The organism is Sphingopyxis macrogoltabida, from assembly GCF_001307295.1.
GTDB classification, from domain to species: Bacteria; Pseudomonadota; Alphaproteobacteria; order Sphingomonadales; family Sphingomonadaceae; genus Sphingopyxis; species Sphingopyxis macrogoltabida_B.
Genome location: NZ_CP012700.1, coordinates 3,947,703 through 3,964,077 on the forward strand (window position 1 = coordinate 3,947,703; position 16,375 = coordinate 3,964,077).

The 16,375-nt window shown below is 61.7% G+C and carries 15 protein-coding genes; all 15 read left to right on the forward strand.

Translation table 11 applies throughout. The features are described from left to right. Positions 1-91 precede the first annotated feature (91 nt). The 15 genes from AN936_RS18360 to AN936_RS18430 all read left to right on the forward strand — a co-directional run bounded on the left by AN936_RS18360 (position 92) and on the right by AN936_RS18430 (position 16,338). On the forward strand, positions 92-1,105 hold the full coding sequence (locus AN936_RS18360; protein WP_054589343.1) for an NAD-dependent epimerase/dehydratase family protein: 1,014 nt from the start codon (positions 92-94) through the stop codon (positions 1,103-1,105). Beyond that, on the forward strand, positions 1,102-2,403 hold the full coding sequence (gene tviB / locus AN936_RS18365) for a Vi polysaccharide biosynthesis UDP-N-acetylglucosamine C-6 dehydrogenase TviB (protein ID WP_054589344.1): 1,302 nt from the start codon (positions 1,102-1,104) through the stop codon (positions 2,401-2,403). Before AN936_RS18360 ends, tviB begins: the two co-directional genes overlap by 4 nt. 109 nt (positions 2,404-2,512) lie before the next feature. Continuing rightward, positions 2,513-3,538, forward strand: a complete 1,026-nt coding sequence (locus tag AN936_RS18370) for an SDR family NAD(P)-dependent oxidoreductase (RefSeq protein WP_054589345.1) — start codon at positions 2,513-2,515, stop codon at positions 3,536-3,538. Further along, the gene (locus AN936_RS18375) at positions 3,535-4,659 is read left to right on the forward strand and encodes an NAD-dependent epimerase/dehydratase family protein (protein ID WP_054589346.1); all 1,125 of its coding nucleotides are present in this window, start codon (positions 3,535-3,537) and stop codon (positions 4,657-4,659) included. Before AN936_RS18370 ends, AN936_RS18375 begins: the two co-directional genes overlap by 4 nt. Before the next feature lies 1 nt (position 4,660). Further along, positions 4,661-5,815 (forward strand): non-hydrolyzing UDP-N-acetylglucosamine 2-epimerase, encoded by a 1,155-nt coding sequence (gene wecB, locus AN936_RS18380; RefSeq protein WP_054589347.1) that lies wholly within the window; start codon positions 4,661-4,663, stop codon positions 5,813-5,815. Between the two features lie 64 nt (positions 5,816-5,879). Beyond that, complete coding sequence (locus tag AN936_RS18385; RefSeq protein ID WP_054589348.1) at positions 5,880-7,226, forward strand: lipopolysaccharide biosynthesis protein; 1,347 nt, start codon at positions 5,880-5,882, stop codon at positions 7,224-7,226. Between the two features lie 7 nt (positions 7,227-7,233). Continuing rightward, entirely contained in the window at positions 7,234-8,427 is a 1,194-nt protein-coding gene (locus AN936_RS18390) for a glycosyltransferase (protein ID WP_054589349.1), read from the forward strand. Continuing rightward, positions 8,424-9,824, forward strand: a complete 1,401-nt coding sequence (locus tag AN936_RS18395) for a hypothetical protein (protein WP_054589350.1) — start codon at positions 8,424-8,426, stop codon at positions 9,822-9,824. Before AN936_RS18390 ends, AN936_RS18395 begins: the two co-directional genes overlap by 4 nt. Before the next feature lie 4 nt (positions 9,825-9,828). Next, positions 9,829-10,911, forward strand: a complete 1,083-nt coding sequence (locus AN936_RS18400; RefSeq protein ID WP_084758528.1) for a glycosyltransferase — start codon at positions 9,829-9,831, stop codon at positions 10,909-10,911. Then, positions 10,908-12,107 carry a glycosyltransferase gene (locus AN936_RS18405; RefSeq protein WP_054589351.1) on the forward strand — a complete coding sequence of 400 codons (1,200 nt, stop codon included), beginning with the start codon at positions 10,908-10,910 and terminating at the stop codon, positions 12,105-12,107. Before AN936_RS18400 ends, AN936_RS18405 begins: the two co-directional genes overlap by 4 nt. Next, positions 12,107-13,270, forward strand: coding sequence for a glycosyltransferase family 4 protein (locus AN936_RS18410; RefSeq protein WP_054589352.1), 1,164 nt, complete (start codon positions 12,107-12,109; stop codon positions 13,268-13,270). Before AN936_RS18405 ends, AN936_RS18410 begins: the two co-directional genes overlap by 1 nt. Further along, a complete protein-coding gene (locus AN936_RS18415; RefSeq protein WP_054589353.1) occupies positions 13,267-14,211 on the forward strand; it encodes an NAD-dependent epimerase/dehydratase family protein in 945 nt (314 codons plus the stop codon). Before AN936_RS18410 ends, AN936_RS18415 begins: the two co-directional genes overlap by 4 nt. 30 nt (positions 14,212-14,241) lie before the next feature. Continuing rightward, positions 14,242-14,922 carry a PIG-L deacetylase family protein gene (locus AN936_RS18420; RefSeq protein ID WP_234715631.1) on the forward strand — a complete coding sequence of 227 codons (681 nt, stop codon included), beginning with the start codon at positions 14,242-14,244 and terminating at the stop codon, positions 14,920-14,922. Then, a complete protein-coding gene (locus tag AN936_RS18425) occupies positions 14,919-15,488 on the forward strand; it encodes a sugar transferase (protein WP_201782936.1) in 570 nt (189 codons plus the stop codon). The genes AN936_RS18420 and AN936_RS18425 overlap by 4 nt, the downstream gene beginning before the upstream one ends. Continuing rightward, the gene (locus AN936_RS18430; RefSeq protein WP_201782937.1) at positions 15,394-16,338 is read left to right on the forward strand and encodes a formyltransferase family protein; all 945 of its coding nucleotides are present in this window, start codon (positions 15,394-15,396) and stop codon (positions 16,336-16,338) included. Before AN936_RS18425 ends, AN936_RS18430 begins: the two co-directional genes overlap by 95 nt. Positions 16,339-16,375: the final 37 nt, after the last annotated feature.

A 16,375-nucleotide genomic window follows, 5' to 3' on the forward strand; every position in this document is an offset into this window, starting at 1 on the left:
GAACCTCGACATTAAAGCTGGAACCAATCCAAACTACTTGCCACAGAAACTCTCCACGCGGCCGGATGAAGGCCGCCAGCACAGGATTTTTATGACCAGAATATACGTGACCGGAACCGCGGGGTTCATCGGCTTTCACTTGGCCCGTCTACTGTTGGCCGAAGGGTTCGAGGTCCATGGCTATGACGGCATGACCGATTATTATGATGTGCGGCTCAAACAGACGCGCCATCGCCAATTGATGGAGTCAGGACGATTCGCCGCGACCGAAGCAATGCTGGAAGACCGGGAGGTGCTCGATGCAAGCATCGACGCCTCTCGGCCCGATGTCATCGTCCATCTCGCGGCGCAAGCCGGCGTAAGATACAGCCTCGAAAATCCGCGAGCCTATCTCGACAGTAATGTCATCGGCACCTTCAACGTGATGGAGGCGGCGCGCCGCAACGGTGTGCAGCATCTGCTGATGGCTTCCACTTCGTCGGTTTATGGCGCGAATGAAGACATGCCATTCATCGAGACGGAAAAGGCCGATACCCAGCTGACGATCTATGCGGCCACGAAAAAGGCCAATGAATCGATGGCGCATGCCTATGCCCATCTGTGGAATCTGCCGACAACAATGTTCCGCTTCTTTACCGTCTATGGCTCATGGGGTCGCCCCGATCTCGCGCTCTACAAATTTGTCGACGCGATGCTCGATGGCCGTCCGATCGACATCTATAACCATGGCGACATGTATCGCGACTTCACCTATGTCGACGATCTGGTGCGCGGCATTCGGCTGCTGATCGACGCAGCGCCGGTACGCCCGTCATCGCGTGATGATATCGAACCAGGCGATTCGCTCAGTCCAGTCGCACCCTTTCGAATCGTCAACATCGGCAACAGTGACAAGGTTCGCTTGCTCGATTTCGTCGATGCGATCGAAAAGGAACTGGGGATCAAAGCGAAGCGAAACTACATGCCGATGCAGACCGGAGATGTTCCTGCTACCTGGGCGAACGCATCGCTGCTCGAACGGTTGACGGGTTATCGCCCGGCAACTGATTTTCGCGACGGCATCAAGGAGTTCGTTCGCTGGTACAGGGAGTATTCGGGAAAATGACGTCGTCGCAAACGGCAGAAGTGCCGACGCTGGAAGAATTGAAGGTCGCGGTCATCGGCCTCGGTTATGTCGGCCTTCCCCTCGCGGTCGAATTCGGCCGGATCCGACCCGTTGTCGGTTTCGATATCGACCGCGGGCGTATCGACGCGCTGAGCAAGGGCATCGACGCGACGCTCGAAACCAATGCAGAGGAGCTGGTGGCGGCAAAACAACTCCGCTTCTCGAGCGACCCGGCTGATCTTGGCGCGTGCAACCTCTTCATCGTCACGGTGCCGACCCCCATCGACGCGCATCGACGTCCCGACCTGACGCCGCTACTGAGGGCGTCTGAAACGCTGGGACGGATATTGAAGCGCGGCGACATCGTCATCTATGAATCGACCGTCTATCCCGGCGCGACCGAAGAGGATTGCGTCCCGGTCCTCGAACGCCTCTCGGGCCTGACCTACAACGTCGATTTCTTTTGCGGATACAGTCCCGAACGGATCAATCCCGGCGACAAGGAACATCGACTGCCCTCGATCCGCAAGGTGACCTCGGGCTCGAATCCGGAGGTCGCCGACCTTGTCGATGCACTTTATTCATCGATCATCACGGCCGGCACCCACAAGGCGCCGTCAATCCGGGTCGCGGAAGCATCGAAAGTCATCGAAAACACCCAACGCGACCTCAACATCGCCTTGATCAACGAACTCGCGATCATCTTCAACCGGATGGGAATCGACACGCAAGCGGTGCTCGAGGCCGCAGGGACGAAATGGAATTTCCTGCCTTTCCGCCCCGGCCTGGTCGGCGGACATTGCATCGGCGTCGACCCCTATTATTTGACCCACAAGGCGCAGTCGATCGGCTATCATCCGGAGATCATTCTGGCCGGCCGTCGCCTGAACGACGGCATGGGCGCCTATGTCGCCGAACAGCTGGTCAAGACGATGCTGAAAAGGCGGGTGCAGGTGAACGGCGCGCGCGTTCTGGTCATGGGATTGACCTTCAAGGAAAACTGTCCCGATCTTCGCAACACGCGTGTCGTCGATGTGGTCGAGGAACTGCGAACCTATGGGGTCGATGTCGATGTTCACGATCCGTGGGCGGACCCCACGGAAGCGTCGCACGAATATGGGCTGACGCTTACCGACAAACCGCAGCCGAATAGCTATGATGCGATCCTGGTCGCGGTCGCCCACCAGAAATTCCGCGATCTCGGCCCGGACGCCATTCGCAAATGGGGGCGCCGCGACCATGTCCTTTATGACATAAAATATGCCTTCGAGGCCGAGAGGGTCGATCTGCGACTGTAATGAGAATCGATCGATGGCGCGTTCACGAAGCAATTCGCGGACGGCCGGGATGACAAAGCCACAGCGACGCCCTAAGGGCGCTCCAAACAGGAATGGACCGAAGCAACCCATGCAAAAACTTTTGATAACCGGCGGCACGGGATCTTTTGGCAAGACCATGCTGCGCGACATGCTTTCACGCGATATCGACGAGGTTCGCGTGCTGAGCCGGGACGAGGAAAAGCAGGACGCGCTGCGCAACGAACTGCGCGATCCGCGCGTGCGCTTCTATGTCGGCGATATTCGCGATCGCGAAAGCGTCGATCGAGCGGTTGCCGGCGTGGACTGCGTTTTTCACGCCGCCGCGCTCAAGCAGGTTCCCTCGTGCGAATTCTTCCCGATGGAAGCGGTGCGCACCAATATCGTGGGATCGGAAAATGTCGTCCGTTCCGCGGTGGCGCACGACGTCCGCAGCGTGGTCTGCCTGTCAACGGACAAGGCCGTTTTCCCTGTCAACGCCATGGGAATGTCAAAGGCGATGATGGAAAAGCTGGCACAGTCGGTCGCGCGCTCGCTTCCCGACGATGCCGCCACGACCATCTCGATGGTGCGCTATGGCAATGTCATGTGTTCGCGCGGTTCGGCAATCCCGCTTTTCATGCGGCAAATTCGCACCGGCCGGCCGATCAGCGTCACCGAACCGACGATGACGCGGTTCCTGATGCCGCTGCGCGATTCGGTCGCGCTGGTCCACCATGCGTTCGAACATGCCAATCAGGGCGATCTGTTCATTCGCAAGGCGCCCGCATCGACGATTGCCGACCTGGTGTCCGCGATCAAGGAGTTGTTCGGCGTCCCCGATCATCCGGTGGAAGTCATCGGCTGGCGCCACGCCGAAAAGCTCTATGAAACGCTGGCGAGCGGCCAGGAACTGGCGAGCGGCGACGATATGGGCGATTATTACCGCATCCGCATGGACGCCCGCGATCTCAACTATCAGGCCTATTTCAGCGAAGGCGACAGCGAGACGAGCCATTTCGACGATTATCATTCGCACAATACGAACCAGCTGACCGTGCCGCAGGTGAAGGATCTGCTGCTGACGCTTGCCGAGGTGCGGGGTGAAATCGACATTTGGGAAAGCGAGCGCAAATGAAGATCGTCGTCACAGGCGGCGGCGGGTTGATCGGCCATCACGCGGCGGTGCGGCTGCACGCGGCCAATTGCGCCGCGCGCTTCAAGAAGCAGAGCGAGCCTTATGGGCTCGTGCGCCTCGACCATGGCGCCTTCGCCGATGATGCGCGGCTCGCCGACGCGCTGGACGGCGCCGATGCCGTGCTGCACTTCGCGGGCGTCAATCGCGCCAGCGACGCCGATCTGGCGAGCGGCAATCCCGATATCGCGCGCCGGCTGGCCGACGCATGCCGCGCCGCCGGTTCGGCGCCGCACATCGTCTATGCCAATTCGACCCATGCCGCGAACGACACCGTCTATGGCAACAGCAAGCGGATCGCCGGCGAAATCCTGGCCGCGGCGGGCGGGCGCTACACCAACCTCGTGCTGCCGCATATATTCGGCGAAGGGGCGCGGCCGCATTATAACAATGTCACCGCGACGTTCATCGCGCAGGTCATCGCCGGCGAGACGCCGGATGTGAACCCCGACGGACGCGTCACACTGCTCCATGCAGGCGAAGCGGCGCAGATCGCGATCGATGCCGCCATCGAGGGAACGACGGGGACGATCGAACCCGCGGCGCGGCCGACATCGGTTGTCGACCTGCTCGCCAAAATTCAGCAATTCCACACCGATTACAGCGCCAACCTTTTTCCCGACCTCACCGATCCCTTCGACCTTGCGCTGTTCAACAGCTATCGCGCCGCGCTCTATCCCGGCCAATATCCAAAGATGCTCAAGCTCAACGGCGATGCCCGCGGGACCTTGTTCGAAGCTTCGCGCGGCGGTGGCGGCGGCCAGACCTTTCTCAGCTGGACGCATCCCGGCATCACGCGGGGCGACCATTTCCACCTCGACAAGGTCGAGCGCTTTCTGGTCGTCGAAGGCGAAGCGATCATCCGCATCCGCCCGGTCCTGGGCGAAACCATATGGGAATGCCGCGTCAGCGGCGATGCCCCGGCCGCCATCGACATGCCGACGCTGCACACCCACAATATCGTCAATGTCGGCGACAAGCCGTTGCTGACCCTGTTCTGGACCAATGCCGTGTTCGATCCGGCCGCGCCCGACACCTATGCCGATCCTGTTTCCGGAGCCTGACATGTCCCGCCTTAAAGTCATGACCATTTTGGGCACGCGCCCCGAGATCATCCGCCTTTCGCGCGTGATGGCGCGGCTCGACGATTATGCCGAGCATGTCATCGTCCACACGGGGCAGAATTGGGATTTCGAGCTCAACGAAGTCTTTTTCGAGGATCTCGGCGTCCGCAAGCCCGACCATTTCCTGGGGACGGGCGGTGGCACACTGGGCGAAACGCTCGGCAAGATCCTGACCGAAAGCGAGCGCGTCATCGCCGCCGAACGTCCCGATGCGGTGCTCGTGCTCGGCGACACCAATTCGGCGATTTCGGCGATCATGGCGCGGCGCATGAAGGTGCCCGTCTATCATATGGAAGCCGGCAACCGGTCGTTCGACCGCAATGTGCCGGAGGAAACGAACCGCAAGCTGGTCGACCATATCGCCGACTTCAACCTCGTCTATACCGAGCATGCGCGGCGTCATCTGCTCTCCGAAGGGGTGCAGCACCGGCGCATCTACCTGACCGGCTCGCCGATCCGCGAGGTGCTCGACCATTATCGCACCCAAATCGACGCGTCGGACGTGCTGGATCGCCTCGAACTGACGCCGCAGGGCTATTTCATCGTCTCGCTCCACCGCGAGGAAAATGTCGACAGCGCCGCGCGGCTGCGCTCGCTTCTGGAAACGCTCAACGCGCTGGCCGAGCGCTATGCCATGCCGGTGATCGTCTCGACCCATCCGCGCACGCGCAAGCGGCTCGAGGCGCTGGCGGACATCGCGCTCGATCCCCGCGTTCAATATATGAAGCCCTTTGGCTTTCACGATTACAACGCGCTGCAAAAGCAATGTTTCTGCGCGATCTCGGACAGCGGCACGATCGCCGAGGAAAGCTCGATGCTCGGCTTCCCCGCGATCACGCCGCGCGACGCGATCGAGCGGCCCGAGGGCCTCGACGTCGGCTGCCTGATCATGACCGGCCTTCACCGCGACACGATGCTGGACGGCATCGACGCGGTAACCCGCATGTTCGCCGAGCGCACCGCCGCCGGCACGCCACACCCCGTCCCCACCGATTATACGATCACCAACACGTCGGAACGCGTCGTCAGCCTGATCCTCGGGACGGCACGGCTTTCGAACAGCTGGGACGGGATTCGCACGCATGATCTTGCTTAGCCGATCGCGTCCTCACGCTTCCCGCGCCGTCGAAGGCGACCCTTCTCGGTCGGTTTGATCTTCGATGGCGCAGGCCAATGCCGATGATCTGGCGACGCCGATGTCGACCATAGACCACGCCCTGGATCGGACGCGGCGGCTGATACTGGCGGTTATCGGAGGGGCATTGGGCCGCTCGGTCACCCTGATCGCCCCATTTCTCGTCATGCCCGTCATGTTGCGCTATCTCGGCGACGCGCATTTCGGCATCTGGATGACCGCAGTATCGATCACCAGCATGGCGCAGTTCAGCGATCTCGGCATCGGCAACGGGCTGCTCACCAGATTATCGGCGGCGCTGGGCCGCGACGACACCGCCGCCGCCCGGGCAGACATATCCAGCGCCTATGCCATGCTGACTTGGGTCGCGCTGCTGCTCGCTACCGTCGTCGGCGGCGTGCTCCTCGCCCTTGGCAGCTTTCCGATCGCAAGCGTGTCCGATTCCGCCTCGATCGCTATCATCGCCGCGGCGCTCGGCACGTTTTTTGCCGGAATTCCGGCAACCATCATCCAGCGTGTAATGTACGCGCGGCAACAGGTCATGCTGAGCAACTTGTGGCAGATCGCCGGAGCGGCTCTGGCCGTCGTGTCGTGCTGGGGAGCGATCGGGCTGCGGTTGCCGCCCTGGGCCGTCGTTCTCGCTTATGGGCTTCCGATGGTTGTGACCCTGCTCATCTCGGCGCTGTGGTATTTCCTTCGCCATCCCGAACTGCGGCCGCGCTTTGCTGATATAGGCAGGGAATCGAGCGGAAAATTGCTGATGCTTGGTCTCCGCTTCCTCCTGCTCGGCGTTTTGACGTCGATCGCGCTGAATGCCGACAATGTGATCATTGCTGCGAATGCAGGCCCCCATGCGGTGACGCAATATTCGGTGCCGGCAAAAATCGGATCCCTGCTCGGCCTGGCGATCACGACCATCTATCTACCGCTGTGGTCGGCCAACGGCGAGGCCCTGGCGCGCGGCGACCGGCAATGGGTGCGTCAAAACACCCGGCGAATGGTCTGGATCGGCGGCGCCGGCGTAGCAGCGGCCGCGATCGCGCTGACCGCCGCCGGCAACTGGATCATTCATCTGTGGATGGGGCGCAGCTTTGCCGATCAGCAGTTGATCCTGGGGCTTCTCGGCGGCTTTTCGGTGGTGATGGCGATCACTGCTCCATTCAATATGATTTTGAACGCTAGTGGACGCATCAGGGTTCAGATCATAGCTTGGTCTCTTTTCGCCTTATCGACCATTTGCTTGAAGATGATCTTTGTGACGGCAGAACGTCTGTGGGTCGTCCCGATGATCTCTTTAGTTATGTACGCCGTCTGCATAACGCCGCCGATGTGGAAGACTGCGAACGACGCGTTGCGATCACAGACCGGTTGATCGTCCCATGCGCATCTGGATCATCGGCCATTTCGATACGCGCGAAAGCGCGGCGGCGAGTCTGCGTGTGCGCGGGACGGCGCAAGCTTTGCGCATCGCCGGGCACGATGTGCATATCTACGATGTCCGCCGCGGCGTCCCGTCCGGCGGCGAAAACTGGTCGATCACCGTGCCGGACGGCCAGGCGGACCTGTCCGGCATTTCGATCGACGAATATGCCGAAGGGTTTTTATCGTCATCCTCGCCCGGAATCAGGGGCCTGTTTCTTGGCGATGCGATCACGGAGCAGCTTTGTCGTTCGGATGCGCGGCCGGACCTCATAATCCTTTATGGCACACATCTGGGCTATGTCCGGCGACTGCGCAGGCTTTGCGACGAATGGCGTATTCCGTTCGTCCTTGACGTGGTGGAATGGTATGCGGCGGAGGATCTGCCGGGAGGACGCTTCGGTCCTTATGCCTTTTCCAACATGCTGAGCATGCGATGGGCATCGCTTGGGGCCGATGGTTTCTTCGTCATCAGCGAACGCCTGGCCGATCATTACGGGCGTACGGGCAAGCCCGTCGTCACCGTCCCGCCCCTCTTTGCCGAAGCCGCCGCAACCGAAAGCAAATGGTCTGCCGGCGACGGGCGCCTGCACCTCGTTTACGCCGGCTCGCCAGGCAACAAGGAGGCGTTCGGGACGCTGATTGGCGGACTGGGCATCGCGGCGGCGCGCGGCACGGCGATCACCCTGCATGTCGTCGGCATTACCGAGGCCGATCTGCGGGCCGTGCCGGGCGGCCCGGGCTGGCTGGATCGACCCGATGCCGCCAAAACGATTTGTTATGGCCGCGTGGCCAATGCCCGGGCGCAAGAGATTGTATCGCGATCGGATTTCAGCCTGCTGCTACGCCCGCTACGCCGATCCAATCAATTCGGTTTCCCATCGAAGCTTGCTGAGAGCATGATGCTGGGCACACCGGTGATCGCCAACCTGTTCAGCGACCTGTCGCGCTTCCTGCGTGACGGCGAAAATGCATTGCTGCTCCCCGAACTATCGGAAGAGGCGCTCGCCGCGGCGGTGATGCGCGCCGCGGACGAGACACCCGAAGTCCGGAATTTGCGGCGCGCCAACGCACAGACCCTTGCCCGAACGCAATTTTCCCCCCAAGGCCATGCGCAGCCAATGAGCGAGATGCTAGAGAGATTGCACAGGTGACCCTTCCCGTCTCTTCCGTTAGCGCGGCCGATGACCTGAGACGCCGCGAGACAAAGTCCGTCACCGATCGCCTGGCGATCCAATCGCGCACGCGCCGGACCCTCTTTGCCCCGATCCGCTTCTCGCTGATTTATCTCCTGGCGACCTTTGGCCTGTTCCTGATCAGCAACCTCGTCAGCGATGTGACCAACCTGATGACGCTTATCGCATTCATCAGCCTGTCTTTCGCCGCTCTGTATCTGGGTTATTATATGGGAATCGGTCGCCCGTCGGCTCATTACATCCGCTCACGCGGACCGCAGTTCGGCGACAAGCCCTATCACAGGCTGCTCATAATTGCCGGCGCAATCTATTTCGTCATTTGGGGTATCAACCAGTTCTACGATTTTGGCGCAACCAGCCTCGCTAGCATTCTCGAGGCCATTCTGTCGCCGGGCGAAGCCTATAAGGCAAAGTTCGACGTCTTCTCCGAACGAATGGACACCGAACAGGTAAGCCGCGTTGTCCAGCTGCTCATCCTGCTCAGCATCCTTTACGCGGTTTTCCTGCCGCTGGCGGTGGTGTCCTGGCCGCGGATCAATCGCTATATCAAGGCGCTCGTCGTTTTCAGCGTGGTAATATATATCGCAAGCTTTCTGTTCATCGGTACGCTGAAGGGTATTGGCGATATCGTCTTGTTCCTCGCCACGGGCGTCGCGGTGATCCTCGCGCGGCAGAGCATCTCCAGCGTCCGGCGCATCGACCGGACGCGCGCCTATGTTCTGATCGGCCTCGCGGGCTTTACCTTCTTCACCTATATGGCGGTCAACCAGGTCCAGCGCGCCGAGCAGTTCGGCATTTCGGAATCGGGAATCGTCGGCGACATCTCCGATACGCTGCTGGTCCGGGCAATCGGGCAAGATGCCGCTTTCGGCGTTTACCAGACGCTCGCCTATCCCAGCCACGGCTACCGCGGCCTTGCCTACAGCCTTGAACAGCCTTTCGAATTTTCCCACGGCGCCGGGCTTTCCCAAGCTTATGAATCCTACCGTCTGCAGTTTCTCGGCGGCGAAGACAATCGCTATCTGACCTACCCGTTTCGGTCCGAACAGCGCACGGGCTGGCCGGCCGGCATGTATTGGTCGACGATCTTTCCCTGGCTGGCATCTGATATGAGCTTTTATGGCGTGCCAATCTTCATGATGCTGATGGGCTTCATATTCGCCCGGCTGTGGATTGCGTGCCTCTACGGCAACAATCCTTTCGCGCTGGCAGCGCTGGGGCAGATGCTGATCTTCATCGCCTTCATCCCCGCGAACAACCAGGTGCTGATGCAGCGGCAGGGATTATGGGCTGTGATCAGTTTGGTCGCCATCGGACTGGGCCATTTCCTGACGCACCGTCCTCATATCCGCTGACGCAATGGAGCCCTTGGTCGTCCAGCATTGCTTCGGTGCGCCCCACGCGGGCGGCCCTCCGACGGCGCTCATGCGCCTGCAATCAACGCGCGCAGAGCCCTATCCCGAAATCTGGCAGCGCGAAGCTGCCGGAGGATTATCGCTTCCACTTGTTCGCCATTTCATCGGCGAGCTCCGCCGACTGCGCCCCGATTTGCTACACGTGCGCGGGCTCGGCAATGAAGGCTTTCACGCGGCCCTCGCAGGCCGCATCGCACGCGTCCCGCGCATTCTGGTGTCGGTGCACGGCACCCAGCGCGATCTCGTCGGCGATGGCGGGCTCAGGCGCTCGGTGGTGGTCAACCTGCTCGAGCCCGCGACGCTGCGGATGGCCGACGCGATCGTCACCATGTGCCGTTCGGCGGCAGAGCGCGATTTCCTCGATCCCTTTCGCCACAAGCTGTTGTCTCCCGTTCCCAACGGCGTGTCGCTGCCCTCGCCCGACCCCGCCGCGGCGCTGGCGGTCCGCGCGCGGCTGGGTATCGCGTCTGAGCGCGTCGTCGCAGTGATCGTGTCGCGGGTTACCGAACAGAAGGGCTATGGCGACCTCGCGGCCGCGCTGCATTGGATCGAGCGAAATGCCGACGACGCGGAACTCGACCTGATCGTCGTGGGCGGCGGTGACGACGACGGCTTGATCGCGCGGCAATTTGCGGGCCTCGCCCGGTCGCGAACGCATTTCGTCGGCCAGCAGGCGAACGTCGGCCCCTATCTTGACGCCGCCGACATATTCCTTTTCCCCTCATGGCACGAAAATTTGTCGAACGCCCTGCTCGAAGCCATGTCCCATGGCCTCCCGGTGATCGCCACCGCGGTCGGCGGCAATATCGAGGTTCTAGATCATGGTGGCGGGCTTCTTGTTCCGCCGCACGATCCGACGGCGCTCGCCAATGCGATCCGGCGAATGGCCGGCAGCGAGGCGTTGCGCGCCGAAACTGGACAAGCCGCGCGCCAAACAATCGTAGACCATTACAGCCTCGACCGGATGGCGCGGTCGTGGACGGCGCATTATCATACGGTAACAGCGAAAGGTGGGCGACCGCGATGACAGCGCAGCCTGCCCTTTTGCTGGGCTTCACCATTCCCGACGTGATCGCACAGGAGGTTTTTGCCGCCGACCCGCTTCCCGCAGCGCAGACGCATAATTTCGCGTGGAGCCTCGTCCGCGCGATCCGCGCAGCCCATGATACGGTATTTCTGCTGTCAGCGGTTCCTGTTCAGAATTATCCGCTCGTGCCGCGCAAATGGTTCGGCGGCCGCCAATTTGTGGAAAATGGCACAGATGGACGCATGCTAGCCTTCGCCAACCTGATAATATTGAAGCATCTGACGCGCTTCTTCTCGTGCTTGGTCGCGCTGCCCCAGCTTCGGCGCTGGCGGGTGCAGACCGTCTATATTCATGGGGTTCACAGTCCCTTTCTGCTCTTCGGCGTCCTGCTGCGCCTGCTCGGGTATCGGGTCATCCCGATCCTGACCGATCCGCCGGGCGTCATCCTGCCGACCGACGGCACGTTCGCGGCAATGCTGAAACGGATCGATGCGGCAATCATCCGCGCCCTGATCCGGCCGTCCACTGCGGTCGTCGCGCTGGCGCCCGAACTTGTGCGTCCCTATGCGGCGAAGCTACCGACGCTGGTGCTTCCCGGCATTCTCAATGGCCATTGGCTCGATCGGGTGCGCGGCTTCGCGCCGGCAGCCGACAATCGCAAGACGGGAGGGCGGCCTATCGTCCTTTACGCAGGCGGCCTTGCCGCGGCCTATGGGGCCGACCGTTTGATCGACGCGGCGCTGTTGCTTCCTGATGTGGACTTCGTCTTTTATGGCAAGGGGGACCAAGTCGCGAGGCTGGAGAACAGCACGGCCGCAAATGTCCTGTATAAGGGCTTTGCCGACGCCAGCACGCTGGCCGATGCGATGCGCGGGGCGTCGATCCTGATCAATCCACGCCCGTCCGGGACGGATTTCGCGGTCCAGTCCTTCCCGTCCAAGCTCATAGAATATCTTGCCACGGGTCGTCCCGTGCTGACGACCCGGATTCAAAGCATCCCGGCCGACATCGCCGATCATTTCGCCTATATCGATGACGAGACGCCAGCGGGAATCGCCGAGGCCGTCCGGAAAACGCTCGCGCGTGAACCCGGGGGCGCCAATGCCGCCGCCAATGTCGAAACGCTTTATGGGGAAAAGGCGGTCGGTCGGCGTCTCGCGGCGCTGGTCCGTCCCATGCCGGCCGTGGAACGATGATGGATTGCGCGCATTCGCTCTCGCCCCGGCCCGGCGCAAAGGTCGTCGCGGTATCCGAATATACCGAGCGGGCGCAGAACTCGACCGGCTATTTCTGGTATCAGGCGACCGAATATCTGCGCGCGGCGGGCATCTCTGTCCACCTCGCGTCCTACACCCGGGAGATGACGCCGCGAGTGCGGTCGAGCGTCCTGCTGCGTCTATGCCTGAAACTCTTGATTTCGCTCAGATTGGCAATGAAAGTGGCCCGATCCGCGCGCCGCGGCGATGTCGTCTTTTCGGGCACCAACCCAGAGATACTGCTGCCGATGCTAGTGATGTTGAAGCCGCTTCTGGGCTTCCGACTTTGCGTTCTGGTGCACGATGTCTTTCCTGAAAATCTCGGACCCGCGGGGGTGCTGAAATCGTCGGACCGGGCCTATGCCTTGCTATCCGCGCTCTATCGCTGGATCTACGGGCGCTTCGACGCCACTATCGTAATCGGGCGCGACATGCAGAAGCTCGTCGATCTGAAGGCTGGAAACAATCGCTCGACATTCGTGCATAACTGGGTCGATCAGGGCGATGTCCAACCGCTCGACCGGCTCGCATCCGGGCTGATCGCCTCGCTCGGTTGGCAGGACCATGTGGTTTTTCAATTCTACGGCAACATGGGTCGGCTTCAGGGAATCGACGGCCTGTTACGAGGGATCGAGCGCGTGCAGGCGCACAATGCTGCTTTTCTATTCGTCGGCTCGGGGGTGATGCAGGGCGACATCGAGCAATTCTGTGCCGCGCATCCCCGCAGCCATTATGTCCGCTCGCAAGCGGGGCTCGATCGCAGTACGCTTCTCGCGACCTGCGACGTGGCGCTGGTATGCCTGCAGCCTGGGATGTTCGGTCTCGGCGTCCCGAGCAAGGCCTATTTCAGCCTCGCGGCCGATCGCCCCTTGCTCGCGATCATGGACGAAGGATCGGAGATCGCGCTGATGGTGCAGGAACATCGCCTGGGCTGGACCTGTATTGCCAATGATCCTGACGGCATTGCGGCAACGATCGACGCCATCTGCGGCGCACCGCTGCCGATTCCCCGCGGACGTTGCCGTGCGCTGATGGAAACCAGCTTTTCGGCCGAAACGGCGCTGGACCGTTTGACGCGACGCATCGAGGAAATGCTCGCATGAGGACAATCGCCATCACCGGCGCTGCCGGCTTCATCGGGCGGTCACTCGTCACCGACTGGCAGGCGAAGGCAAATCTACGACCGATCGTGCGGCACGCGGCAGGCGAAACAGGCCGGGTTGCGATCGGCGACATCGGCCCACAAACCGATTGGGCCGCCGCGCTCGAAGGCGTTGACGCCGTCGTTCATTGCGCGGGCCGGGCGCATGTCCTCGACGAAAGCGAGGCCGATCCGCTCGCGCGCTATCGACAGGTCAATCGCGATGGAACGCTGCATCTCGCCCATTCGGCGGCGAAGGCAGGGGTTCGGCGTATCGTCTTTCTGAGCTCGGTGGGGGTGATGGGCAAGCAGAAGCCCACGGATCGCCCCTTCTCCGCTTTCGATACGCCCGCCCCTGTTCAGGATTATGCCCGGTCGAAATGGGAAGCCGAACAGGGCCTTGCGGAACTGTCGCAGCAATCGGGTCTCGAGACCGTCATCGTCCGTCCGCCGTTGGTCTACGGCCCCGGCGCGCCGGCCAATTTCCAGCGCTTGCTGCGCGTCGTCGATCGCGGAATACCGTTGCCCCTCGGACTCGTGCACGCTAAGCGATCCTTTGTCGGGATATCCAATCTTTCCGAGATGCTTTGGGCGTGCGTGGAATCCCCGAATGCCAAATCCGGAACATTCATGGTTTCAGACGGCGAGGATCTGTCGACCGCAAACCTCATCCGGCGCATCGCGCATTATATGGGAAAGCGCCCTCTCCTGCTGCCGGTGCCGCTATGGACGCTCAGGCTCGGAGGACGGTTGCTGGCCCGGACGGACGATGTCGAACGTTTGCTCAGTCCGCTGCGGGTCGCGATCGACCATAGCTGCGACACGCTGGGCTGGTCGCCCCGCACCTCGGTCGACCGCGAAATCGAAAATTGCGTCGCGGCGTTCGCAGGCGGATACCAATGAACAGGAAGATATGTCGTTATGGCTGAGGACATGATGACCACGCTCGTGGTCGTGGCGCATCCCGATGACGAAGTGCTTGGCTTCGGCGCCACGGGCGCGAAGCTCGTGACGGCGGGCGAACGCGTGCAGCCGATCATCCTTTGCGGCAACGTCGATGCGCGCGGCGCGCGCCCGGGCGATGCCGATCTGGAAAGTGACATGCTGGCCGCCAACCGGCGGCTGGGCTTCGACACGCCCGTCTTGGGATCGATGCCCAACATCCGTATGAACACCGTGGCGCATATCGAGATCGTGCAATTCATCGAAGAGCAGATCCGGCGATTTTCGCCGTCGCGAATCGTTACGCACCATCCCAGCGACGTGAACGACGACCATGTCCATGTCGCACGCGCCTGCGCCGCCGCGGCAAGGCTGTTTCAGCGCCAGCCGGGCCTTCGGCGACTGCAATCTTTTTCCTACATGGAAATCTTGTCCTCGACCGACTGGGCGTTGCCGGGACAGTCTGAACTCTTCCAGCCGAACAGTTTCGTCGAGATCGCGGAAACGATCGATGCAAAGCTCGAAGCGCTCGCGATGTACCGCGGCGTCATGCGCCCCTATCCTCATCCACGTTCGGCCGCAGCGGTGCGCGGCCTCGCCGCCTATCGCGGTGGCCAGTCGGGGCTCGACCTCGCAGAATCCTTCCAGACGGTGTTTCGCAGTTCGATATGATCTATTCCCGGTTCGGCAAACGCGCGCTCGACATTCTTGTATCAGCATCGGCCATATTGGTGCTGACGCCGCTCCTTGTCGCGGTTGCGCTGGCCATAAAGTTCACCGACCCTGGGCCGGCGATCTTTCGCCAGCGTCGCGCCGGGCGCGATGGCGAACCCTTCATGTTCTACAAGTTTCGCAGCATGCCGGTCGATACGCGGAACCTGCCGTCGGACAAGCTCGGCGACGTCCAGCTGACACCGGTCGGCAGCTTCATTCGGCGCACGAACCTCGACGAATTGCCGCAGCTCTTCAATATTCTTCGCGGCGAGATGAGCCTGATCGGCCCGCGCCCGTCGCTCTGCACGCAGGAGGAACTTATTGCAGCGCGCGGGGCGAATGGCGCGCTTCGGCTGCGCCCCGGCCTCACCGGATGGGCCCAGGTCAATTCGTTCGACTTCATGACGATCGATCAGAAGGCAGCGCTCGATGGCGATTACGCCGCCCGAATCTCGGCGCGTCTCGATTTCAAAATCCTGCTGCGGACGTTCGCCTATCTGCGAAAACCTCCGCCGGTCTATTGAGGTGCCCATGAAATTTGGTTTCGTAACCTGCGTCCAGCTCGGACTGAGTTGCATGGAAGCGATTTACGAGGCTGGCGCCACGCTCGATCTCGTTATCACACTTCCGGACGACAAAGCGGTCGGCAAATCCGGACGGGTCTATGTCGACGACTTCTGTCGCAATAACCGCGTTCCGTTGTTGAAGGCCGGGCATATCAACGACCAGGCCGTTCGGGATCGGATCGAGCATGATGCCATCGACTGGCTCTTCATCATCGGCTGGTCGCAGATTGCCGGCAACGAGTTGCTCGCGGCACCGACGCTGGGCGTGCTTGGCATCCACCCGACGCTGCTCCCGGTGGGGCGCGGCCGGGCAGCGATTCCCTGGGCGATCCTGAAGCAGCTCGACAGGACGGGTGTCACCTTGTTCAAGCTGGATAGTGGCGTCGATACCGGCCCGGTCGTGGCGCAGCACGAAATTCCTCTTTCGCCCGACGTCGATGCGGCGAAGCTCTATAATTTGGTGAATGACGCGCATGTGCTGCTCATCCGCGATGCCATTCCCCGGCTCGTCCGCGGCGAACTGCCGCTCGTCGAACAGGACGAGGCGCAGGCCACGTTTTGGCCGGGGCGCAAGCCCGAAGACGGCGAGATTGCGCTCGACGGATCGGTCCACGAAGCGGAACGACTCGTACGCGCCGTGACGCGTCCTTATCCTGGGGCATTTTTCGTCCAGGACGGGACGAGAACGGTCGTTTGGCGCGCCCGCGTCGCAAACGGCCTGCCGCAGGGCGGAGAGCCTATGCTGCATTTCCACGACGGTATTCTCATCCTCGATGACGTCGAGATATCAACGATCGACAAAGGCTGACCGCTGAAAGGGCTGGCGGCTGCAGCGCAGGCCGCGC